General features: G+C 43.4%; 17 protein-coding genes. 15 read left to right on the top strand and 2 right to left on the bottom strand.

What is annotated here, in order from left to right; genetic code table 11:
• Positions 1–22: 22 nt before the first annotated feature.
• Positions 23–529 (bottom strand): sensor histidine kinase, encoded by a 507-nt coding sequence (locus ABUA31_RS06200; RefSeq protein ID WP_117875451.1) that lies wholly within the window; start codon positions 527–529, stop codon positions 23–25.
• A 235-nt stretch (positions 530–764) separates the two neighbouring features.
• Between ABUA31_RS06200 and ABUA31_RS06195 the strand changes: the two genes are divergently transcribed.
• The 5 genes from ABUA31_RS06195 to ABUA31_RS06175 all read left to right on the top strand — a co-directional run bounded on the left by ABUA31_RS06195 (position 765) and on the right by ABUA31_RS06175 (position 8,759).
• Positions 765–2,489, top strand: coding sequence for a phospho-sugar mutase (locus ABUA31_RS06195; protein ID WP_349818952.1), 1,725 nt, complete (start codon positions 765–767; stop codon positions 2,487–2,489).
• A 110-nt stretch (positions 2,490–2,599) separates the two neighbouring features.
• Positions 2,600–4,363, top strand: coding sequence for a phospho-sugar mutase (locus ABUA31_RS06190; protein WP_349818951.1), 1,764 nt, complete (start codon positions 2,600–2,602; stop codon positions 4,361–4,363).
• Positions 4,364–4,626: 263 nt separating this feature from the next.
• Entirely contained in the window at positions 4,627–5,436 is an 810-nt protein-coding gene (locus ABUA31_RS06185) for a hypothetical protein (protein WP_349818950.1), read from the top strand.
• Positions 5,437–5,471: 35 nt separating this feature from the next.
• Positions 5,472–7,673, top strand: coding sequence for an alpha-galactosidase (locus ABUA31_RS06180; protein ID WP_349818949.1), 2,202 nt, complete (start codon positions 5,472–5,474; stop codon positions 7,671–7,673).
• A 60-nt stretch (positions 7,674–7,733) separates the two neighbouring features.
• Positions 7,734–8,759: a LacI family DNA-binding transcriptional regulator gene (locus tag ABUA31_RS06175; protein WP_022216158.1), complete on the top strand. Its 1,026-nt coding sequence runs from the start codon at positions 7,734–7,736 to the stop codon at positions 8,757–8,759.
• A 12-nt stretch (positions 8,760–8,771) separates the two neighbouring features.
• Here ABUA31_RS06175 and ABUA31_RS06170 read toward each other — a convergent pair whose 3' ends face one another.
• Positions 8,772–9,692: a helix-turn-helix domain-containing protein gene (locus ABUA31_RS06170; RefSeq protein WP_055145376.1), complete on the bottom strand. Its 921-nt coding sequence runs from the start codon at positions 9,690–9,692 to the stop codon at positions 8,772–8,774.
• 290 nt (positions 9,693–9,982) lie between these two features.
• On the opposite strand from ABUA31_RS06170, the gene ABUA31_RS06165 reads away from it, so the two are divergent.
• From ABUA31_RS06165 to ABUA31_RS06120, 10 genes are all read left to right on the top strand, one after another.
• A complete protein-coding gene (locus ABUA31_RS06165) occupies positions 9,983–11,428 on the top strand; it encodes an ABC transporter substrate-binding protein (protein WP_022216160.1) in 1,446 nt (481 codons plus the stop codon).
• Between the two features lie 148 nt (positions 11,429–11,576).
• Positions 11,577–12,608 (top strand): carbohydrate ABC transporter permease, encoded by a 1,032-nt coding sequence (locus tag ABUA31_RS06160; RefSeq protein WP_055145382.1) that lies wholly within the window; start codon positions 11,577–11,579, stop codon positions 12,606–12,608.
• Position 12,609: 1 nt separating this feature from the next.
• Positions 12,610–13,494, top strand: coding sequence for a carbohydrate ABC transporter permease (locus ABUA31_RS06155; RefSeq protein WP_349818948.1), 885 nt, complete (start codon positions 12,610–12,612; stop codon positions 13,492–13,494).
• 24 nt (positions 13,495–13,518) lie between these two features.
• Entirely contained in the window at positions 13,519–14,694 is a 1,176-nt protein-coding gene (locus ABUA31_RS06150) for an AGE family epimerase/isomerase (protein WP_015534704.1), read from the top strand.
• A 41-nt stretch (positions 14,695–14,735) separates the two neighbouring features.
• Entirely contained in the window at positions 14,736–15,914 is a 1,179-nt protein-coding gene (locus tag ABUA31_RS06145; protein WP_349818947.1) for a glycoside hydrolase family 130 protein, read from the top strand.
• A 129-nt stretch (positions 15,915–16,043) separates the two neighbouring features.
• Positions 16,044–17,069, top strand: coding sequence for a glycoside hydrolase family 130 protein (locus ABUA31_RS06140; protein ID WP_022216164.1), 1,026 nt, complete (start codon positions 16,044–16,046; stop codon positions 17,067–17,069).
• 578 nt (positions 17,070–17,647) lie between these two features.
• The gene (locus ABUA31_RS06135; protein WP_349818946.1) at positions 17,648–18,595 is read left to right on the top strand and encodes a type I phosphomannose isomerase catalytic subunit; all 948 of its coding nucleotides are present in this window, start codon (positions 17,648–17,650) and stop codon (positions 18,593–18,595) included.
• 38 nt (positions 18,596–18,633) lie between these two features.
• Positions 18,634–20,607: a GGDEF domain-containing protein gene (locus tag ABUA31_RS06130; RefSeq protein ID WP_227134981.1), complete on the top strand. Its 1,974-nt coding sequence runs from the start codon at positions 18,634–18,636 to the stop codon at positions 20,605–20,607.
• A gap of 170 nt (positions 20,608–20,777) precedes the next feature.
• Positions 20,778–21,653: a DegV family protein gene (locus ABUA31_RS06125; RefSeq protein ID WP_349818945.1), complete on the top strand. Its 876-nt coding sequence runs from the start codon at positions 20,778–20,780 to the stop codon at positions 21,651–21,653.
• A gap of 254 nt (positions 21,654–21,907) precedes the next feature.
• Positions 21,908–22,318 carry an RrF2 family transcriptional regulator gene (locus ABUA31_RS06120; RefSeq protein WP_015534709.1) on the top strand — a complete coding sequence of 137 codons (411 nt, stop codon included), beginning with the start codon at positions 21,908–21,910 and terminating at the stop codon, positions 22,316–22,318.
• The last annotated feature ends 89 nt before the right edge of the window (positions 22,319–22,407 follow it).

The following is a 22,407-nucleotide window of genomic DNA, read 5'->3' as shown; positions in this document are numbered from 1 at the left end:
ACCGGACGGCGCTTTGCTGTCATTATACGATGACGTCGAACTGTATGTAGTCTCCCTGGTCGGTATTTACCGTGTCGAGATATATTTTACCATTGTACTTGTCGGTCAGTTTTTTCAGGTTGTAGAGACCGTAACCATGGCCATGTCTGTCTCCGGTTTTGGTGGTATATCCCGGTGAGAACATATTCTGGCGGAATTCGTTGGTTTTGACGGAACCCTTGTTTCTTGTTCTTATTTCTATCTGGTTCTGCCTGCTGTCCAGGTACAGATATGCAGTGCCAAATGGGGCGGTCGATTCAAGCGCATTATCGATCAGTATACCGATGATCCTGATCAGTTCATACTCCGGCATTCGGCTCTTCAGATCCCTGGATGCCACCTGAACTACAAGCTCCTTCTGATCCTTCTGTGCCTCCGTGATCTTGCTGTACACAAATCCGGCTACAACGCTCAGGTTGATCTTGAGCAGATCACAAATGGCCTCTGTAAAGGAATAAAAAAGGTCGGTTATATTACAAGTCAATTGCAAAAAAATATAATTCTTTTAGTTAATACCACCATAATAAAACGGCTGCAATATACATCTGCGCAACAAAGTGATATAAATTGCAAGATTAAATATTGAATTTAAAAACTGCTTAATATATTATACAAATAACAATAAATTAGCTAAAAATAGCCTAATAAAATGAACGGAAGATAAATTGTGGATAGATAAAAAGGAAAAATCTGTGTGGCCTGTGAGGTCAGGAAAGGGGTAGAAGATGGACGCAAAGCAGAGATACGAGATGTGGCTTGGCAGCGATCAGGTAGATGATGTTACGAAGCAGGAGCTCGTAAACATAAAGGATAATGAAGCGGAGATTGAAGATAGATTTTACACAAACCTTGAGTTTGGAACAGGTGGACTTCGAGGCGTGATGGGAGCGGGAACGAACCGCATGAACATTTACACGGTTCGCATGGCAACACAGGGAATTGCTAACTACCTGGCGAAGATCGGAATATCAGAGCCGTCGGCAGCTATAGCATTTGACAACAGAAACAATGCTTCGCTGTATGCGCTTGAAACTGCTCTCTGCCTGTGTGCAAATGGCGTGAAGGTGTATCTGTTTGATGCGCTCCGCCCGACACCGGAGCTTTCATTTGCAGTGAGACATCTGCACTGCAATATCGGCGTGAATATAACGGCAAGCCACAATCCAAAGGAATACAACGGATATAAGGTTTACTGGGATGATGGAGCCCAGATCGTATCTCCTCAGGATAAGGAGATCATTGCAGAGGTCAACAATATAGAAGATTTCTCCATGGTTAAGACTATGGACAAGGACGCTGCAATAGATGCAGGACTGTTGAATGTGATCGGTCAGGAGATCGATGACGCATATATAGGAGAGCTTCACAAGCTTGTCATGAATCCGGAGGAGATTCAGAAGGCAGGAGATCTGAAGATCGTATATTCTCCGCTTCACGGAACAGGCCTTAAGCCTGTTACAAGAGTTCTAAGCGAGCTGGGTTTCAAGGATGTACATGTCGTTGAGGAGCAGGCTGTTCAGGATGGCAATTTCCCAACTGTGAAATCTCCAAATCCTGAGGGCGCAGAGGCGTATGCCCTGAGTCTTGAGCTGGCGAAGAAGGTCGGCGGCGAGCTGATTCTTGTCACAGACCCTGATGCTGACAGACTCGGAATGTATGGATATGACAGCAAGAATAATGAGTATAAAGAATTTACAGGAAATATGTTCGGTGCGATCCTATGTGATTACGTGCTGATGCAGAGAGCCCAGAGTGGCAGACTCCCAGATAATCCGGCGATAGTCACAACGGTTGTAATCACCAATATGGTCAAGGAGATATGTAAGAAGTACAACACCTTCTGTGACTGCAACAACCTGATCGGATTTAAGAATATAGCATCGAGAATGAGGGCTTATGAGCAGACAGGTGAACACAATTATGTGTTCGGGCTTGAAGATACATTTGGATGTCTGCCTGGTACATATGCAAGGGATAAGGACTCGGTTGGAACGCTGATGCTTCTCTGTGAGGCTGCGGCATACTACAAGAACCGTGGCATGACTCTGTGGGACAGAATGGTTGAATTGTGGCAGGAATATGGTTACTACAAAGAGAAGGTTCAGACCATGAAGTTTGACGGACGTGAGGGTGCTGCAAAGATACAGTCAATGATACAGACGCTGAGAGATAATCCGGTGCAGAAGGTCGGAACTTACAGCGTGGAGAAAATCTACGACTACAAGCTTGGAACAGAGACAGACGCAGCGACAGGCAAGTCCGAGGCGGCGGTGCTTCCAAAGTCCAACATGATATATTATCAGCTTGCGGATGGCGCATGGTTCCTTGTGAGACCTTCAGGTACAGAGCCGAAGATCAAGTTCTATCTCGGGGTAAAGGGAAACTCACAGGAGGATGCGGCAGAGCAGCTTGACGAGCTTGCAGCAAATGTGATGGCGATGTTCTCATAAAACGGGATGATTGGTAAGAAACGAAATGGCTGGCAAATAAATGTCAGCAGAAAATAGATTCGAAGATCGCGGTAGCGACTAAAAATAATTACAAGATGGAGGTAAAAAAGATGGGTTACATGGACGAATACAAGTTCTGGCTTGAGTCAGACTGCTTTGATGAGAAGACCAAGGAAGAGCTTAGAAGTATCGCAGATGATGACAAAGAGATCCAGGACAGATTCTACAAGAATCTGAAATTTGGAACCGGCGGAATGCGCGGAATCATGGGTGCCGGAACCAACAGAATGAATATATATACAGTTACAAAGGCAACACAGGGACTTGCAGATTACATACTTGAGGTCGGCGCAGATGCTGCGGGGAGAGGTGTTGTTATTGCACATGACTGCCGAAATATGTCAGCAGAGTTCACAGAGGCATCAGCTCTGTGTCTCAATGCAAATGGCATAAAGACTTATGTGTTTGATGCACTCCGCCCTACACCTGAACTGTCATTTGCAGTGAGAGAGCTTGGATGTATAGCCGGAATCGTGGTAACAGCAAGCCACAATCCACCTGAGTACAACGGCTATAAGGTGTACTGGGAGGACGGCAGCCAGATCGTATCCCCTCAGGATCAGGATATCCTGAAGCATGTGGCGGATGTAGAGAGATACGAGGATGTCAAGACCATGGACAAGGACAAGGCGGTTGCAGACGGTCTGTTCTGTATGGTTCCTGCAAGTGTTGATGAGAACTATTATCAGGCGCTCATAAAGCAGACCATCCACGGCGACATCATTCCGAAGGTTGCAGACGATATCAAGATAGTATACACACCGCTTCATGGAACAGGAAATGTACCTGTAAGAGAAGTGCTCAAGAGACTTGGCTTCAAGCATGTATATGTTGTAGAAGAACAGACTGTTCCTGACGGAGACTTCAGCACAGTCAAGTCACCAAATCCGGAGGAACCATCAGCATTTGCCATGGGAATAGAACTGGCAAAGAAGGTTGATGCGGACGTTATCATGGCCACAGATCCTGATGCAGACAGACTTGGAATATACGTCAAGGACAGCACGGGAATCTGGAAGGACACGGAATTTGCAGATGATCCGGCATATCCATATGTCCGATTCAATGCCAATATGACAGGTGCCCTGATAGCAGAATATGTATGCCGCGAGCAGAAGGCAGTCGGCAAGCTGCCGGCAAACGGAGCTATCTGTAACACGGTTGTCAGCACCAATCTTACAAAGGCGATAGCAGAGAATTACAAACTGAAATATATAGAGACACTCACCGGATTCAAGTACATAGGTGAGCAGATACTTCTCTTTGAGAAGAACAACACATACAAGTTCATCTTCGGAATGGAGGAGAGCTTTGGATGTTTGGTAGGAGACTACACTCGTGACAAGGACGCCTGCGCAGCCGTTGTCATTTTATGTGAAATAGCAGCATTTTATAAGCTGCAGGGAGAAACCATCTGTAATGCCATGGAAGAGGTTTACCGCAAATATGGCTATTACTTTGAAGGTGCGTTTGGGATAACTCTAAAGGGTGTAGATGGTGCAGCACAGATTAAGGAGATGATGGAGAACTTCAGAAACCATCCACTTACGACCTTTGCAGGTATCAAGGTTATCGGCATGAGGGACTATGTGAGCGGAATCCGCAAGCCGCTTGATGGCGAGGAGGAGAATATGGGCCTTCCAAAGTCGAACGTGCTGTACTATGAGCTGGAAAATAATGCGTGGTTCGCGGTTAGGCCTTCCGGAAATGAACCAAAGATCAAATTCTACTTTGGCGTGAATGAAAACAGCCTAAAAAATGCCATGTCAAAGATAGACGAGATGAAAGCATGTGTGCAGGAGCTTGTTAAATAAACAATCACAAAGTATGGCAGAATTTACTGCCGAAAAATAAAAACATTCCTTCCATATACTACAAAAATTAACATACGAATGCACTTTCCAGCCAATGCGCTGAACAAGAGGGATCTCGGCTTTGAGGCTGAGGTCCCTTTTGTAAAAGTAAAATATAGTTAAAAATGCTAAAAACCTGTTTAAAAATTAACTAAAAAATGCTACAATGTATAAAGTAACGGCAGTGTGTGGCAAACGCGTATAGGAGTAGTATAGGAGATTATATGCCAGAAAAAGAAATAGAAATAGAAAAAGAAATAAAAAAAGAGAGAGAAATAGAAAAGAAAAATATAAAAAGTATCGCTGGACATATCATCGATGAGAAAACCGATGAAAAAGAGAAACGAGAGCCGGAGAGTGTCTTGGATGTGGATGAGCATATGTCTGAGAAACAGAAACTCAGCCTTATGAACAAACAGCAGAAAAAGGAATACATACTGGAGTATTATGCTCCGAAGGCTCTATTTGCACTTGTTGTTGTGGGCATAGTTGTATTCCTTGTCGTAAAACATTTTACGGCGGAATCTGCGGCACTCAACATCCTTGCGGTCAACACTACACAACAGGAATCCGCGGCGAACGACAAGGCGTATTATGAGGAATTCCTAAGTGAAAATGGTCTTGATGCGGAGAAGGAATATGTCAGTATAAGTACAGGGATCGGCGTGTCAACTGATCCGAATGATGCCATGAGTCAGGATAGTCTACAGCTTATACAGAACAAATTTATGGCGAATGCGGTGGACGTGTTCTTTGCCGACACAGACCTTGTCATGAGTTTTGGAGAGTTCGGATATATGCAGGATCTTGATAAGGTACTGACTGATGAACTGAAAGAAAAGTATAAAGATTCGTTTGTGTATGCAACGGTTATTGAAACGGGTGAGAAGATACCTGTCGGAATAAAGATCGGTGATAATTCCTGGGTGAAGGATACCGGCTGGTATGAAATGGATGCTGCAGTGGGATTTGGCGAGAATGCCAAGAATATGGATCTTGCACTTGAATTTCTTGAATACATAAGCAGAGAGTGATACCCATAAATAAAACGAGGAGACTATAGATACATATGAGCATAAGATATGATGAGGCAAACAGAATATTTGAACTTGATACGAGAAACACGAGTTATCGTATCGGAATCGCCGATGAAGAGGGGTTTGTCGGACATATATATTATGGACAGAAGATCCGTCCGCAGAAATGTGATCAGTTTTTGAGAACGTGTGAGGCTCCTTTTGTTCCGTCCAAGAATAACAGGGAGAGATGTTCATTTATGGACACATTTCCGACAGAGTATTCCGGAAATGGAATAGGAGACTACAGGGAGAGTTGTATTGCAGTAAAGACCGCAAATGGCAGCAGAACCGTTGATCTGAAATTTGTGGATTACGATATTGTAAATGGAAAGCCGGGGATTAGTGGCCTTCCGGCATCATTTGCGGGAGAAGAGGAGGTTCAGACTCTCGTTGTCCATATGATGGATGGGGGATGTGGCATTGATGTTGACCTGATATATTCTGTGTTTGAGGATGAGGATGTTATAACCAGAAGTGTGAGCGTGAAAAATGCAGGTGATAGGAATATCAGGCTCACAAAGGTATATTCTGCATGTATAGACATGGATGACGAGGATTTTGAGATGCTCACTCTTCATGGCTCATGGGCTAGGGAGAGACAGATCGAGAGACGCCCGATAGCTTATGGCAAGCAGAGTGTAAGCTCTCTCCGCGGTGAGTCATCCCACCAGGACCATCCGTTTATGGCATGGATGACAAAGGGTACAGATCAGACTACGGGTGATGTATATGGAATGCATTTTGTGTACTCGGGTAACTTCATCGCACAGATAGAGAAATCACAGTTTGATTCCATACGCGCAGTCATGGGCATACATTCAGAGGGTTTTGAGTGGTGGCTCACGCCTGGAGAGACGTTTACAGCGCCTGAGGTTGTGCTTACATACAGCCATGATGGACTTGGACAGATGACTAGAAATCTTCATGATTTTTACAGATGCCACATGATAAGGAGCAGATATCTTCACCAGAAGAGACCTGTCCTCATCAACAACTGGGAGGCTACATATTTTGACTTTGATACCGATAAGCTCCTTGCGATAGCAAAGAGTGCGGCAGAACATGGAATAGAGATGCTGGTCATGGATGATGGCTGGTTTGGACATAGAAATGATGATGCCACAAGTCTTGGAGACTGGTTTGTAAATGAAAACAAGATCAAGGGCGGTTTGAAACATCTTGTCGATGAGGTGAATAAGCTGGGACTGAAATTTGGAATATGGATGGAGCCTGAAATGATTTCCCCTGATTCTGAACTTTACAGAAAGCATCCCGACTGGGCGTTTGCGGTTCCGGAGAGAACGGCTACATTATCGCGAAATCAGTACGTGCTTGATCTCTCGAGAAAAGAAGTTAGAGACTACGTGTATGAATGTGTGCATAACGTGATCTCATCAGCAAATATTGAGTATGTTAAGTGGGATATGAACAGACAGCTCACGGATATCGGCAGCGTAGAATTCACCGGAGACAGGCAGGGAGAATTGGCTCACAGGTATGTGCTTGGAGTATATGAGCTGCAAGAGCGCCTTGTTAACGATTTCCCAGATCTTTTGCTTGAGAACTGCTCGGGCGGTGGTGCAAGATTCGACCCTGGCATGCTTTACTACAGTCCGCAGATATGGTGCTCCGATGACACGGATGCCATAGAGAGACTTTCTATACAGGAGGGAACGGAACTGATATATCCGCTTTCGACCATGGGCGCCCATGTGTCGGATTGCCCTAATCACACAGTTGGAAGGAGTACACCTTTTATGACCAGGGCACATGTGGCTCTGGCGGGAACATTTGGCTATGAACTCGATATCACAAAAATAAGTGAAGAAGAACGTGCGATGATCCCTGAGCAGGTGTCTATGTATCATAAATATAATGATCTTGTAAGGGAGGGTGATTATTATAGGGTTGCATCGTACAGGGAAAATGGACTGTATGATTGCTGGATGGTTGTTGCAAAGGATAAGAGTGAGGCGTTGGTGACTTACGTTCAGGTGCTTGGAAGACCTAACGTACACAGTAGAAAGATAAAACTTTTAGGGCTTGACGTGGCTGCAGATTACAGACTTGACGGAACGGAGAAAGTGTATGGGGGAGATCTCCTCATGAATGCCGGAATGCTCATTGAAACTATGCGTGGAGATTATATGAGCAGACTGTATCACTTTGTACTTGACAATAGTTTAACCTAAAAATAAAATAAAAATTAAGTTATTTAACCACGTGAAAAAATAAAGTGAGAAGGACTAGTTATGGCAAAATCAGTAAAATTGGGAGACATAGCTGCCATTGTTGGCGTGAGTACCGTGACGGTCTCAAAGGCACTTTCAGATCAGAAGGGTGTCAGCGAGGAACTCAGAGCACAGATCAAACAGTTGGCAGATGAGATGGGATACCAGTCACCATCTGAGATCAGAAAGAAGACGGCAAAGAAAAAGTATAATATTGGTGTTCTCATTCAAGAGATATACCTTGGAAAGTATCCGTCGTTCTATTGGCAGTTATATCAGGTGCTTAACAAAAAGGCGGTGGCAAGAGGCTGCTTTACTATGCTGGAGTTTGTTTCCAGAGATAGTGTATTGAACGCTGAGATGCCTATGCTCTTGGAGGATGACAAGGTTGATGGAATAGTTGTTGTAGGTTCCATGGGTAAGGAATACCTGGAAAAGCTGGAGAAGACAGCCAAGGTTCCTGTAGAATATGTGGATTACTATGACAATTCGAGACCGATAGACACGGTTATAGCAAACAGTTTCTATGGAAGCTATATGCTGACTAATTATCTGTATGATATGGGACATAGAGATATTGCATATGTTGGCACGATAGGTTCAACGAACAGTATAACTGACAGATATTTGGGCTATATAAAGTCTTTGTTGGAGCATGATATTCCGCTCAGAGAAGACTGGGTTATTCCGGACAGAGATGTGAAGACGGGTCAGTTTGACGAGGAGAACTGTTTTAAACTTCCAAAGAATATGCCTACAGCGTTTGTGTGCAACTGTGATCTTGCGGCAGCTACGCTCATAAAGATACTCAATGCTGCGGGCTACAGAGTTCCTGAGGATGTGTCCGTTGTGGGGTTTGATAATTACATGTATCCTGGAAGCTGCGATATAGGCGTGACCACATACGAGATCAATATGCAGGAGATGGCAGAGAGAACCATGCATAAGATTATAAAAAAGATATCCAACGAAAAATATACTGATGGCATATTTGTCGTGGATGGACGAATCGTGGTAAAGGATAGCGTTGCCAGAATAGAACGATAATAAAACTACATATCAATTGTAATGCAAATCGGAAATAGACACCGGTGCAGCCTGCTTGAAAGACAGCGGAGTTGTACCGGTGTCTTTTTTGAACAGATTTATAAAATGGTTTGTGTTCTCGATTCCAACCTGGGATCCGACCTCGTGGACGGACAGATCTGTTGTGAGAAGGAGCCTTTTGGCAGCATCGATCCTGCGACTGTTGAGATAACGCATAGGTGATTCACCGAAGTGAAATGAAAATTCTCTGCATATCCTGTATCTGCTGATCCTGTAAGTTGCCTCGAGGTCATCAAGCGACATCGGTTCGGCGTAGTTTGTATCCATCTGATTCTTTACCGATAAAAGATAAGAAGGCACACAATCCATCTTCTTGGATGAGTTTTCAATAAATACACATAATTCGGTCAGAATATCATTGAACCATTTGGAAATTCTGAAAATATCGGTGGCAGACAACTCCCCCTGGAGTCTGCTTATCAGTGAAAGATGACTCCAGAGTACAGAGGCTCCGGCAGAGTCCTTTTTATAATATATGGATTCGGGGAGAAACTCGTGATACAGGCGAAGCGGAGCTCCGAGGATGAATGCATCGTAGAAACGACACTTGCCGTTCGTGGCGTATGTTATTTCTGATCCTGCCTCAAAAAGCGCGGCTGTATTCTTGGAATATGATGATTTGCTGTTGCCCGATGTTACTGTAAGAGTTCCTTCATATATATAGAAGAAATGGTAACACGGAATGAAAGAGAAGGTATAACTGCATGAATAAGCAAAAGAAATATCGCCGTTGGCCAGAAGATGAATCAGGCCATCGTTAATCATTGATTCTTCATATGTAAAGAACGTGCTGTGGAATCTTGCGTTCTCAATATCTTTCTGAATATTGTAACCTGACAGTACAGTGCAGGAAATTAATTCTTTAGCTAACATGTAAACCACCTCCTATCCATAATAATACAATTATTAAACAATCATCACAAGCTAAAAGCGATATAAATTAGTGGTTAATTAGCTAAAAAAACAATAAAATACTAATTAAAGATAAAAATATATAGATAAAATGCCTATGTGATATTGAAAAAAAATAATGATAATGGTAAAATTAACGAAAAGTACAAAATACTGTGATTAAAAACAAAATTGAGTGATGACTAAAAAGTAAATTAATGTATACTTAATATAAAGTTAAAAACAAAGAAGGTTTTAAGGAGGACAAAACTATGAAATCAAAGCGTATTGCATGTATCGCAATGGCTGGTCTTATGGCAGCATCACTTGCAGGTTGTGGAGGCTCAGACAGCGATAACAAGGACACAACAGAGGCAACAAAGGCTGCCACAGAGGCAGCAGGAAGTGATTCAGCAGATGACACAACAGCTGATGCTGAGGGAATCAAGTCATATGCAGACATCCAGTTAGGAACAGACTTCACAGATCTTTCAGCGGAGATCAAGTTCTACAACAACAGAACTGATATGGACTCAGATGACTACGGCGGAAAGAACTGGAAGCAGTATCTTGAGGACTTCAACAAGGAGTACCCAAATATCAAGGTTGATGTTATCACAGATACAAACTATGCAGAAGATGCTCTTACACATCTTCAGTCAGGAAACTACGAGACAGTAATGTGTATCCCAGCAGTTGACATGGCAGACCTTTCAACATATTTCATGTCATATGGCGATTATGATACAATGAGCAGTCTTGTAAATTACTCAAACAGATGGCTGTATCAGGGTCAGGTATATGGTGTACCTCTTGCAGCTACAACACAGGGTATCGTATACAACAAGAAGGTATTTGCTGATGCAGGTGTGACAGACGTACCTAAGACACCAGAGGAGTTCATTGCGGCACTCAAGGCAATCAAGGATAAGAATCCGGATTGTATTCCACTTTACACAAACTATGCAGCAGGCTGGACAATGGGAGCATGGGATGATTATATCGCGATCACAGCAACAGGCGATGCTACATACAAGAACCAGAAGTTAGCCCATACAAAGGATCCATTCAAGAACTATGGCGACGATACACATGCTTATGCAGTATATAAGATCCTTTACGATGCAGTATCACAGGGACTTACAGAGGATGATTACTCAACAACAGATTGGGAGTCATGTAAGGGAATGATCAACAACGGCGAGATCGGATGTATGGTACTTGGTTCATGGGCATACCCACAGATGGAAGCAGGCGGACCTAACGCAGACGATATAGGATACATTCCTTTCCCTATCTCAGTAAATGGTAAGCAGTACGCTTCATCAGGTGCAGATTACTGCTTCGGTATCAACGTAAACGCTTCAGATGATGAGAAACAGGCAGCTCTTGTATTTGTTAAGTGGATGACAGAGAAGTCAGGATATGCTTACAACGAGGATTCACTTGCAATTGTTCCTGGTTCAGAGTCAAAGATCTCATTCGATGGTGTTGACTTCGTTGCAGACGAGCCAGCTCTTGAGGGCGAGGAGGATTACCTCAATCAGCTCAATTCAGAGTCAGAGCTTAACGTAAGCAATGGTGGTAACGACAAGATCCAGGCCATCATCGAGCATGCTGCAAACGGCGACATGTCATTCGACGATATCATGGCTGAGTGGAACCAGAAGTGGTCAGATGCTCAGGAGTCATTAGGAATCGAAGTTACTGAGAAGTAATAAAGATTTCAATATAAATAAGTAAGAATAAGCTACAGACCGGGGCGGGGGTTGCCCGCCCCGGTTTATTTTGAGAAAAATGTCATCAAACGAGTATTTGATGACAGGCTACCAGCAGTGTAGCTCATGATTATAAAAAGGCGGTGGAATGAGTATGGCTAACAAAAAACAATCCGGCTTTGGTAAATGGGCGTCAAGCAGGAAGGGGCAGCAGGTTATAATATGCGCAGCCTTCGCAATTATCCCATTGCTTTTGCTATTAGTATTTACATATATACCATTCGGAGAGATGGTTAAATTTAGTTTCTACAAGATGAAATATACGACGCCTGTAGAAAAGAGAGAATTCGTAGGATTAGCAAATTATATCGATGTATTCACAAGAAAAGACTGTTTCGGTGCATTAAAGCTCAGTTTGTATTACATCGTAGGAGCACTTGTACAGTTAGTGCTTGCACTTTTCCTTGCAACTCTTCTGAGTTTCAAAGTAAAAGGTGGTAACCTTTTCAAGGGATTTATTTTCTTCCCTTATCTTATCAGTGGTATCGCTGTAGGTTTCATTTTCAAATTCTTCTTCACAAGAGGATTCGTGTTTGACTCAATCCTTCAGTTGTGTGGATTTAGCTTAGACAACCTTCCATACTGGCTCAAAGACCAGAGTGTCAACAACTGGACACTGGTTTCAACCTCGGTCTGGAGATACCTTGGACAGATGATGGTTCTCTTCATTGGAGCTATCATGTCGGTAGATGCAGAACTTTATGAGGCGGCAGAGCTTGATGGTGCAAATAAATTCCAGCAGTTTAGATATATCATACTGCCAAGTATCAAGACAATCGTTACATTAAATGTAATTTTAGCGATAACAGGATCACTCAGTGCTTTCGAGCAGCCTTTCGTTATCACAACAGGTGCAAACGGAACAGGTACTTACTTCATCATTATGAACAAGATAGCACATACAAGCCAGAAGGTCGGTCTTGCTTCAGCAATGGCCGTTGTACTTCTCCTTATCATACTTATATGTGCTGCGCTTCAGAAGCTGTTCTTTGAGTACATCTTCAAGGATTCAAGCTCAGATGATGAGAGTTATAAGGCAAAGAAGCTTCGCAAGAAACAGGAGAGAGATACCAAGAAATACGTGAAGCAGATGGCTGCTTCTGCGAAGGGGGGCAAGTAACATGGCAAGAGGAAAGACAGATGTGCCAGGCATAGCACCAATAAAAGAAAAACGAACCGTTGGATATTATGTAAGAGGTTTCCTCAAGTACTTTGTACTCATATTCTTCTCACTGTGTGCGGTTGTACCTCTTATATCATGTGTTACAACAGCTTTCAAGACAACAGATGAGTATAAGGCTACTTCAGTAATGGAACTTCCTGAAAGCTTTCTGAACTTCAGCAACTTTGTAAAGGCATTCACGACTGCCAACATGGGACGTGCATTCCTCAACTCAGTAATAGTCGTGGTATGCGTACTTATCGTGTCAGTTGTAATAGGAACACAGCTTGCATATGTGCTTAACAGATTCAAGTTCCCGGGAAACGGCTTTATCAGAACACTTTTCCTTGTGGCATCATTGCTCCCTGCAGTTGCTATGCAGGTTACAGTCTACAACATCATGGGTGATCTGAGATTCATAGATCACTTATATGGTTACATTATCATGAGCTGTGGTACAGATGTTATCTCGATCTACATCTTTATACAGTTTATGGAGAACATATCAGTATCTCTTGACGAGTCAGCTATCGTGGATGGTGCATCATACTGGACCATCTACTGGAAGATCATACTTCCACTTCTCAAGCCGGCTATCGTTACTGCTTGTATACTGAAAGGCGTTGTAATCTATAACGAGTACTACGCTGCAAACCTTTACCTCATAAGCCCGGAGATCAAGACAATGGCTATCTCACTTTACAAGTTCGTAGGACCTATGGGCAGCCAGTACAACCTGATATGTGCAGGTGTTATCATATCGATCATACCGGCACTTATAGTATTCATCTGCTGTCAGAAACAGATCTACAGTGGTATTACACAGGGTGCTGTAAAGGGTTAATAATTTATTAGAAGAAGAGAGTTCATGAATATGAGAAATGAAATTCAAAAAGAATTAATAGATGCTATCATCCCATTCTGGGAGGCCCTGAGGGATGATGAGTACGGCGGATTTTATGGGTATATGGATTATGACCTCAACCTTGATAAAAAGGCTGAGAAGGGTTGTATTCTTAACAGTAGAATTACCTGGTTCTTCGCAAGTGCGTATAAGGCACTCAAGGACCCGAAGCTTCTAGATGAGGCTGCTCATGGATATGAATTTCTGAAAGAATATTGTATAGACAGGGAATATGGCGGAATATATTGGTCCATGAATTACGATGGTTCACCCAAAGATACGACAAAACACACATACAATCAGGCATTTAGTATATATGCCTTATCCGCCTATTACGAAGCTTCCGGCGATTCGGAAGCTTTGGACCTGGCCCTGCAGCTTTTCCATACAATAGAAGAGAAATGTACTGACGAAGGTGGCTATCTCGAGGCATTTACAAGAGAGTTCAAGCCAGAGTCAAATGATAAGCTTTCTGAGAATGGTGTTCTCGCAGAGAGAACAATGAACACACTGCTCCATGCACTTGAGGCTTACACAGAACTTTATAAGGTATCCAAGGATTCCAAGGTAAAGGAGCGCCTGAAATGGCTGCTCGATGTATTTGCTGATAAGGTATACAATCCGGAGCTTAAGAGACAGGAAGTGTTCTTTGATAAGGATTATAACTCTCTGATCGATCTGTACTCATACGGACATGACATTGAGACATCATGGCTCCTGGATAGGGCGACCGAGGTGCTTGGAGAGGCAGAGTACACAGAGAAGATTACAAAGATAACAGATATCCTTGCAGAGCAGATATATGAGCTTGCTTTCGATGGACATTCAGTTCTGACAGAATGTGAAAAGGGCGTGCCATACACGGTAAGAGTATGGTGGGTTCAGGCGGAATCAATAGTAGGATTTATAAATGCTTATCAAAAGTCGGGTGATAAGAAGTATTACGAGGCTGCCGAGAAAGTCTGGGAGTACATAAAGGAATATTTTATCGACAAGAGACCGGGATCAGAGTGGTTCTGGGATCTGAATGCAGATGGAACACCGAGAGTCGGACGTCCTATAGTTGAGCCATGGAAGTGCCCATACCACAACGGCAGAATGTGCCTTGAGATTATGAGCAGACTCGCTGACGGCAAGTAGATAGCGTTCAATTGCTTTCAAATTATAAGGAGAATGCCTAAATGATGAATGAGAAATATTATGTAGAGCTTGACAAACTGAACAAGCTTCTTGAGAGAAAGAATAAGAAGACAGATTTCTATAATGGAATCTATGACAGATATGAGTACCCTGTACTCACAAGAGAGATGATACCTCTCACATGGAGATATGACTTAAACCCTGAGACAAATCCATACTTCATTGAGCGTCTCGGAGTTAACGCTGTCATGAACTCAGGTGCTATCTACCTGAACGGCAAGTATTATCTTGTCGCAAGAATAGAGGGAAATGACAGAAAGTCATTCTTCGGCGTAGCTGAGAGTGACAACGGTATCGATGGATTCCGTTTCTGGGATTATCCAATCCTTCTGGATGATGTATGTCTTGAGGAAACAAATGTATATGATATGAGACTGACACAGCACGAGGATGGATGGATCTACGGTGTGTTCTGTTCAGAGAGCAAGGATACAACTGTAAATGACCTCTCAGCAGCAGTTGCAGCAGCAGGTATCGTGAGAACAAAGGATTTAAAGCACTGGGAGCGCCTTGACAACCTCAAGACTCTTCGTTCCCCACAGCAGAGAAATGTTGTACTTCACCCTGAATTTGTGGATGGCAAGTACGCATTCTATACACGTCCAATGGATGATTTCATCGAGACAGGAAGCGGCAGCGGAATAGGATTCGGTCTCTGTGATGATATAGAGCATGCGGTTATAGACGAGGAGAAGATGACAAGTCTTCGTAAGTACCACACTATAACAGAGGCAAAGAACGGTGCAGGTGCACCTCCTATAAAGACAGACAAGGGCTGGATCCACATCGCACATGGTGTGAGAAACACAGCTGCCGGTCTTAGATATGTACTCTACGCATTTGCAACAGACCTCAATGATCCTTCAAAGGTTATCGCTGAGCCATCAGGAATGCTCATCGGACCTCGTGGTGAGGAGAGAGTCGGCGATGTATCCAACGTTGTATTCACAAATGGCGCCATCGTAAACGAGAACAACGAAGTGTTCATCTACTACGCATCAAGCGATACAAGAATGCATGTTGCAACAACAACAGTTGACAGACTTATCGATTATGTATTCAACACACCATCTGATCCGGGAAGAAGTGTAGAGTGCGTAGCACAGAGATGTGAGCTTATCAAGAAGAACCTGGAGTTTCTTAAGAATACAGACAAGTAAGAAAGTATAATATATGGGCTGCCAGATGAAACAGCACGTTGGTTAGTATGCCCTTTGCCTGTGCAGATACCATATAACGTGATAATAAAATAAAAAATCCGGCTAAGATGCCGGAAGAAAGAGGTACTTATGTCAGAAGTAAAAATGTTCAGCGAGCCTGTGCCAAACGTGCCATGGCAGGACAGACCGGCAAATGACAATCATGACGCTCCAATCTGGAGATATACAGAGAATCCTATAATAGGAAGAAATCCGGCAAAGGGTGTTGCAAGAATATTCAATAGTGCAGTAGTTCCATTTGATGGAAAGTTTGTTGGAGTATTCAGAGGTGAGCAGGTGAATGGAATTCCATACATCTACCTCGGAGAGAGCGAGGATGCTATCCACTGGAATATCAGCGAGGAGAAGATCAAGTTTGTTGATGAGAACGGTGAAGAGTTCATGCCTATATACGCATATGATCCAAGACTTGTAAAGGTAGAGGATACATATTATGCAATCTGGTGCCAGGATTTCTATGGTGCAGCGATAGGCATCGCAAAGTCAAAGGATCTCAAGACATTTGTGAGAATCGAGAACCCATTCCTTCCATTTAACAGAAATGCAGTTCTCTTCCCAAGAAAGATCAACGGTAATTTCGTGATGCTGTCACGCCCAAGTGACAGTGGACACACACCATTTGGTGATATATTCGTAAGTGAGAGTCCTGATATGGTTTACTGGGGTAAGCACAGACATGTCATGGGCAAGAGCAGCGAGTGGTGGGAGTCACTCAAGATTGGCGGCGGTGCAGCCCCTATTGAGACTTCTGAAGGATGGCTGTTATTCTACCATGGAGTAGCGGGAACATGTAACGGTTATGTATACTCAATCGGTGGAGCAATCCTTGATATCGACAACCCATCGATCGTTAAGTATCGGTGTGAGAACTTCCTTCTCACACCGGAAGAGTGGTACGAGGAGCGTGGATTTGTTCCTAATGTATGCTTCCCATGTGCTACTATTCACGACAGCGAGTCTGGAAAGATCGCCATTTACTACGGTGCAGCTGACAGCTATGTTGGCCTTGCGTTCACAAAGCTTGATGAGATCGTAGATTATATCAAGTCACACAGTGTGGTAACAACTTCTGATACCGAGATCGGTAGAAGATAGTTAGTTATAGATCGCTATGAGCCCCTACTCATACGCGGCAATTGTATTATTTTTTTCTCATTTCCCAAGGCGGTGCCCGCCGCCTTCGGGGCCCCTCTAAAAAGAAATGTAATGGCAGGTGATTGCCAAAACTTTTAGACTATGACAGCCTGGCAGTAAGCCGGGCTGAATTTGGTTCTGAGAGCTTTGGCAATCATATGACAGATTTTGGATCTAATAAGCCGGGAAAAGGACTCTGATGTATAGAAAAAGGCAACAGATGCAATAAAATAACAGTGGCATACATTATCATGGAAATGACGAGTGAAGAAGTCATAGTCAATGTAAAAATATGATTCCTTCAACGTCTTATATAGAACAGGCAATTGGGGAATGGTGTAATCAGTAACAGGTGTACATATTCGACATTGTCATGGTTCGGACATTTGAGCCCGCCGGTACTTAGATGGCGCGTTAGCGGCATCTTAGTATCCGCTGCAGGGCGAAACGAGCGGGAGCGTTCCGAGCCAGACAAGTCGGATGTGTACACCGTACGGATATGCACACAATTGCCGTACGTCAAAAGGAGGAAAATGACAATGAACAAGGAAATACTTTTTTTAAATCCCGTGTTTACGCACAATATCTGGGGCGGTACAAAGCTCAGAGAAGAATACGGATATGATGTTGAGGGCGATGATATAGGCGAGTGCTGGGGAGTTGCGGCACATGAGAATGGCAACTGTACAGTGAAAAATGGCGAGTTTGCAGGTCAGACGCTTGCCGACTTATGGGACAGCCACAGAGAGCTGTTTGGCGGCATAGACGGTGTCAGATTCCCACTGCTTATAAAGATAATCGATGCAAAAGATGATCTGAGTATTCAGGTGCATCCGGACGATGCATACGCAGCAGAACATGAGAATGGTTCATTTGGCAAGATGGAGTGCTGGTATATTCTTGACTGCAAGGAAGATTCAACACTTGTAATCGGTCATAATGCAAGGACAAAGGAAGAATTATGTGATATGATCGAAGGTAAGAAATGGAAGGAGTTTATCAGAGAGATCCCTGTTAAGAAGGGGGATTTCATTCAGATAGATCCTGGTACAGTACACGCGATCAAGGGTGGAATTACACTTCTTGAGACACAGCAGAACAGTGACATCACATACAGAGTTTATGATTATGACAGACTGAGCAATGGAAAGCCTAGAGATCTTCACGTAAAGCAGAGCATAGATGTTATAACAGTTCCTGCAAAGCCGGTTGAGGACAGCGTTATAAGTGTCAAGGCAGATAAGGCAAATGAACTCTGTGAGCTTATAAGCTGTAAGTATTACACAGTATACAAGCTGGATGTTGAGGGAAAGGCAGAGCTGAATGTGGGCGACAAGCCATTCCTTATCATGTCTGTAACCTCTGGAAGTGGAACAGTGGATGGAAACACTATAAAGAAGGGTGATCACTTTATCCTGCCAAACGGATACAGCAACCCAGTGTTTGAGGGTAATATGGAGATCGTAGCATCCACAGTCAGCAAGTAAGATCCTGCCTTTGGAAGAGAATGTCAAGGGGGATAGTTATGAAGAGAAAGACGATAGGTGTTCTGGTAGGTGGAATCACGGATGATTTTACGAGGCTGCTTTGTCATGGGGTTATAGAGAGAGCAAAGACGCTTGATGTCAATATAGTTGTTATTCCGGGTAAGTTTCTTGACCGGGAATACCCAGAAACGTCAGATATATATTATGAATATCAGTATCAGACACTGTTTTCCTATGCTACAAAGGAGAATCTTGACGGCGTTATTGTTGCATCGAGTTGTATTGGCTGCTTTGCAACCAAGGAGCGTATCAGCGAATTTATGAAAAGATATCTGCAGATGCCGTGCGTGATAGTGGCTGCAGATGAGCCGGATCAGATTTGTGTCAGATATGACAATGGAGCAGGCATAAGAGAAGGACTCAATTACATGATCGAGGAACTTGGTTATACAAGAATAGGCATGATAGGCGGTCCGGACTCCAATTATGATGCAAAGGAGAGAAGGAGAACCTACATTGAGGTGCTTGAGGCTCATGGAATAGAGTTTGATCCGGGACTTTATGTGGAGGGCAATCTTACATCGGAATCAAAAGAGGTTTTCAGAGATATTCTGGACAGGAATCCGGACATGCAGGGAGTGTTCTGTGTGAATGATTCCTGTGCATCTGGTTTTTATGAAGAACTTAAGGCGAGGGGCATTCTGCCGGGAAGAGATATATCAGTCATGGGTTACGATGATATTGAGTGGGCTACACAGATATATCCGACGCTCTCGACTGTGCGTGCAGACGCGGGAAAACTTGGCTCAGAGGCTGTAAATCTTATGGTCAGGCTTATTGATGGCAAGCAGGTTGAGAGTAAGATACTTCCTACTGAGTTTATCAGAAGAGATTCATTCTGTAAAAAAGGCGGATCAAGAAAACGTAGTAAGAATGTCATTGAGGGATATCTCTCAATGAACCATATGCTCTCAGAGCAGTGGGAAGAGCGGAATAAGACTCAGTTCAAGATGAAAACATTTATCCAGAAGGTCTTGAGCTTTGACAGAGGCAACGACAGAAGTTATGGAGAGATTCTTGGCACCATGGACTGGCTGGACATAGAGAATGCATTTATATTCTTATATAAAGAGCCAATAATACATCTGATCGGTGAGCCATTTGAACTGCCTGACCAGTTATATCTCAAGACTAAGGATCTTAAAGAGAAGGTCAGCAGTGTGATCACTGTGAACCAGAAGGTGTCATCATCAAATCTCTATGATTTTGAGAGCCTCGGTGTGGAAGGAGCTGGAATATATGTACTCTTGCCGCTGTATTCCAACGAAATACTCTATGGAGTTCTTCTGTGTGATCTCACGGAAGGAGTTCTGGTGAATGGGGAGTTTCTTGGAAACCAGGTCTCAGCTGCTGTCAAGATGATCAATCTGCTCAAGACGAACGAGGAGATCATGAAGCGCCTTGAGGAGAGTATGGCGATCCTGCAAAAAAACAACATTATGCTTGACAATCTGTCAAAACAGGATCCCCTTACAGGAATCATGAACAGACGAGGTTTCTTTGACAGATCATTACAGCTGCTCAAGGAATGTGAGGAGCAGAAAAGGACGGCTACGGTATTCTACGCTGATATGAACAGTCTCAAGATCATCAATGACAGATATGGACATGATGAGGGTGATTTCTCTCTTAAAACCATAGGAGATATTCTGATCAAATCTGTAGGCGATAATGGAATCGTAGGCAGAATAGGCGGCGACGAGTATTGCTGTCTTGTACTCGGCCTTAAGGACTCTGACGCTGCAGATGCATTTGCTGAGGAAGTATACAGTTCATTTGAGAAGTTTAATGAGCACTGTGATAAGCCTTATAAAGTGAGTGTATCGCTTGGAAACTGTCAGATCGTAGAATATAACAAGAAAGGTCTTCAGAATGCCATGACCATGGCTGATGAGAAACTGTATGAGGTGAAGAAGTACAGGAAGAAGGACGTTGTTAAGGTTAAGAATTGATAATTTATATAATAAATAAAAGGTATGATCAGGTTGCGTTGAGTGCAGCTTGATCATACCTTTTTTTATAAAATCTATGCTCCCAGAAAAAATGTCTAAAATGTATAAATACAGAAAAAATATCTAATAATACTTGTGTGATGTATATTGCGCATGGAGGTGTTGTTGAGATGAAAAGAAATGATCATGGATGGAAGCTGGTTTCAGATTCCGGCTGCAGTCTGCTCGTGCCGGATGGACCGGATGGACTGGCTGGAATAGATATAGATATAGATCATGCTGAGGTTCCGTTTACAATATCTGTTGATAACACAGATTATATAGACGAACCGGGTATAGATATAGAGAAGATGCTTGAACATATTGCAAATTGCCGGTCAGGCGGAAGAACTAGCTGCCCTTCACCCCATGCGTGGCTTGAGGCGTGGGGGGATGCGGAAAATGTTATTGCATTTACGTTGTCAGCTGCATTATCGGGAAGTTACAACAGTGCCATAGCTGCAAGACATATGGCGCTTGAGAAATATCCGGACAGGAATATTGCGGTGATAAACACATGTGGTGCCGGGGGGCTCCCGGAACAGCTGACAAATATAATATATGAAGGTATTCATGAAGGTGATTCATTTGATGCCATAGTAAGTGCTGCCGACAAAGCAGTGAGGGAGACGCAGGTAATGTTTGCCTTGGGGAGTCTGGACAACCTGATAAAGGCGGGCAGATTAAATAAGCTTGTGGGTTATGCGGCTCATAGATTCAATATATCCGCAATAGGTGTGGCATCACCTGGTGGACGAATTGAACTCAGACACAAATTCAGAGGTATGAAGAAGACATATGATAAGCTGATAGATACTCTCCGGGAGACGGGATTTGCAGGGGGAGAGCTGGTCATAAGCCACTGTATGAATGAGGAGGAAGCAGAAAAGCTGGGGCATCTTATCAAGGCTGAATGGCTCGACACGGATGTGAGCGTCGTACCTGCAAGCGGGCTGTGCAGCTATTATATGGGAAAAGACGGGCTGATAATAACATATCATGAGTAGACTGCTGCACGGATAAATTATATAAAATGCTTGAAATAGACAAAATAATGGAAAATAATGGAAGGCTGCCGCACCTTCTATTATTTTTTGTGTATTAACCTATTGACATAGTAGGTAAATGGGAATATCCTATTTTTGCGAGTCAGATATTGACTTATTACGCCAAAAAATGGCGGATGAGGGTGATGACTGGAATGACCGTGTATTTGCGGCTGGAATGTGATCACACTCATATGTAAGGAGGATTTACAGATATGGTGATTTCTTCAAAGGGAGAATATGCCCTGAGGGTCATGGCAGACCTTGCCATAAACCACGACGGCAGATTCATTCCGTTAAAAGAAATAGTTCAGAAAGAGGAACTGTCCCAGAAGTATCTGGAGAGTATAATGCGCATGCTGTCCAAGGCAAATCTGATAGAGGCAGCCAGTGGACATGGTGGCGGCTACAGACTCAAAAAAGCCCCTGAGGAATATACACTGTGGGAGATACTTGAACTCACGGAAGGTGGACTTGCTCCGGTGGCATGCATGAAGAACAGCGCAATGACCTGTGACAGATCCGGACAGTGCTACACTTTGCCGATATGGCAGGGACTGGCGGAGTTGATACAGGATTATTTCCAGGGTAAGACACTGGCGGATATAGCCAGAAATGTGGAATGAGCAGAGTAATTTGATACAAGCAAAAAGATAATTAAAGCGGGACAATTGAATCGCCGGATATAGAAGTGATAAAGCAATTGCCGGGCTTG

The sequence above is a fragment of the Coprococcus sp. RTP31081st1_H1_RTP31081_211007 genome, from assembly GCF_040227275.1.
Lineage (GTDB): Bacteria > Bacillota > Clostridia > Lachnospirales > Lachnospiraceae > Coprococcus > Coprococcus aceti.
The sequence above is the reverse complement of the archived record's forward strand: the minus strand, read 5'-3'. Positions and strand labels throughout refer to the sequence as shown.

Excerpts from the sequence above, each read along its gene's own strand:
- ABUA31_RS06195 (WP_349818952.1), top strand. The coding sequence starts at position 765 with ATGGACGCAAAGCAGAGATACGAGATGTGGCTTGGCAGCGATCAGGTA.
- ABUA31_RS06190 (WP_349818951.1), top strand. The coding sequence starts at position 2,600 with ATGGGTTACATGGACGAATACAAGTTCTGGCTTGAGTCAGACTGCTTT.
- ABUA31_RS06185 (WP_349818950.1), top strand. The coding sequence starts at position 4,627 with ATGCCAGAAAAAGAAATAGAAATAGAAAAAGAAATAAAAAAAGAGAGA.
- ABUA31_RS06180 (WP_349818949.1), top strand. The coding sequence starts at position 5,472 with ATGAGCATAAGATATGATGAGGCAAACAGAATATTTGAACTTGATACG.
- ABUA31_RS06175 (WP_022216158.1), top strand. The coding sequence starts at position 7,734 with ATGGCAAAATCAGTAAAATTGGGAGACATAGCTGCCATTGTTGGCGTG.
- ABUA31_RS06170 (WP_055145376.1), bottom strand. The coding sequence starts at position 9,692 with ATGTTAGCTAAAGAATTAATTTCCTGCACTGTACTGTCAGGTTACAAT.
- ABUA31_RS06165 (WP_022216160.1), top strand. The coding sequence starts at position 9,983 with ATGAAATCAAAGCGTATTGCATGTATCGCAATGGCTGGTCTTATGGCA.
- ABUA31_RS06160 (WP_055145382.1), top strand. The coding sequence starts at position 11,577 with ATGAGTATGGCTAACAAAAAACAATCCGGCTTTGGTAAATGGGCGTCA.
- ABUA31_RS06155 (WP_349818948.1), top strand. The coding sequence starts at position 12,610 with ATGGCAAGAGGAAAGACAGATGTGCCAGGCATAGCACCAATAAAAGAA.
- ABUA31_RS06150 (WP_015534704.1), top strand. The coding sequence starts at position 13,519 with ATGAATATGAGAAATGAAATTCAAAAAGAATTAATAGATGCTATCATC.
- ABUA31_RS06145 (WP_349818947.1), top strand. The coding sequence starts at position 14,736 with ATGATGAATGAGAAATATTATGTAGAGCTTGACAAACTGAACAAGCTT.
- ABUA31_RS06140 (WP_022216164.1), top strand. The coding sequence starts at position 16,044 with ATGTCAGAAGTAAAAATGTTCAGCGAGCCTGTGCCAAACGTGCCATGG.
- ABUA31_RS06135 (WP_349818946.1), top strand. The coding sequence starts at position 17,648 with ATGAACAAGGAAATACTTTTTTTAAATCCCGTGTTTACGCACAATATC.
- ABUA31_RS06130 (WP_227134981.1), top strand. The coding sequence starts at position 18,634 with ATGAAGAGAAAGACGATAGGTGTTCTGGTAGGTGGAATCACGGATGAT.
- ABUA31_RS06125 (WP_349818945.1), top strand. The coding sequence starts at position 20,778 with ATGAAAAGAAATGATCATGGATGGAAGCTGGTTTCAGATTCCGGCTGC.
- ABUA31_RS06120 (WP_015534709.1), top strand. The coding sequence starts at position 21,908 with ATGGTGATTTCTTCAAAGGGAGAATATGCCCTGAGGGTCATGGCAGAC.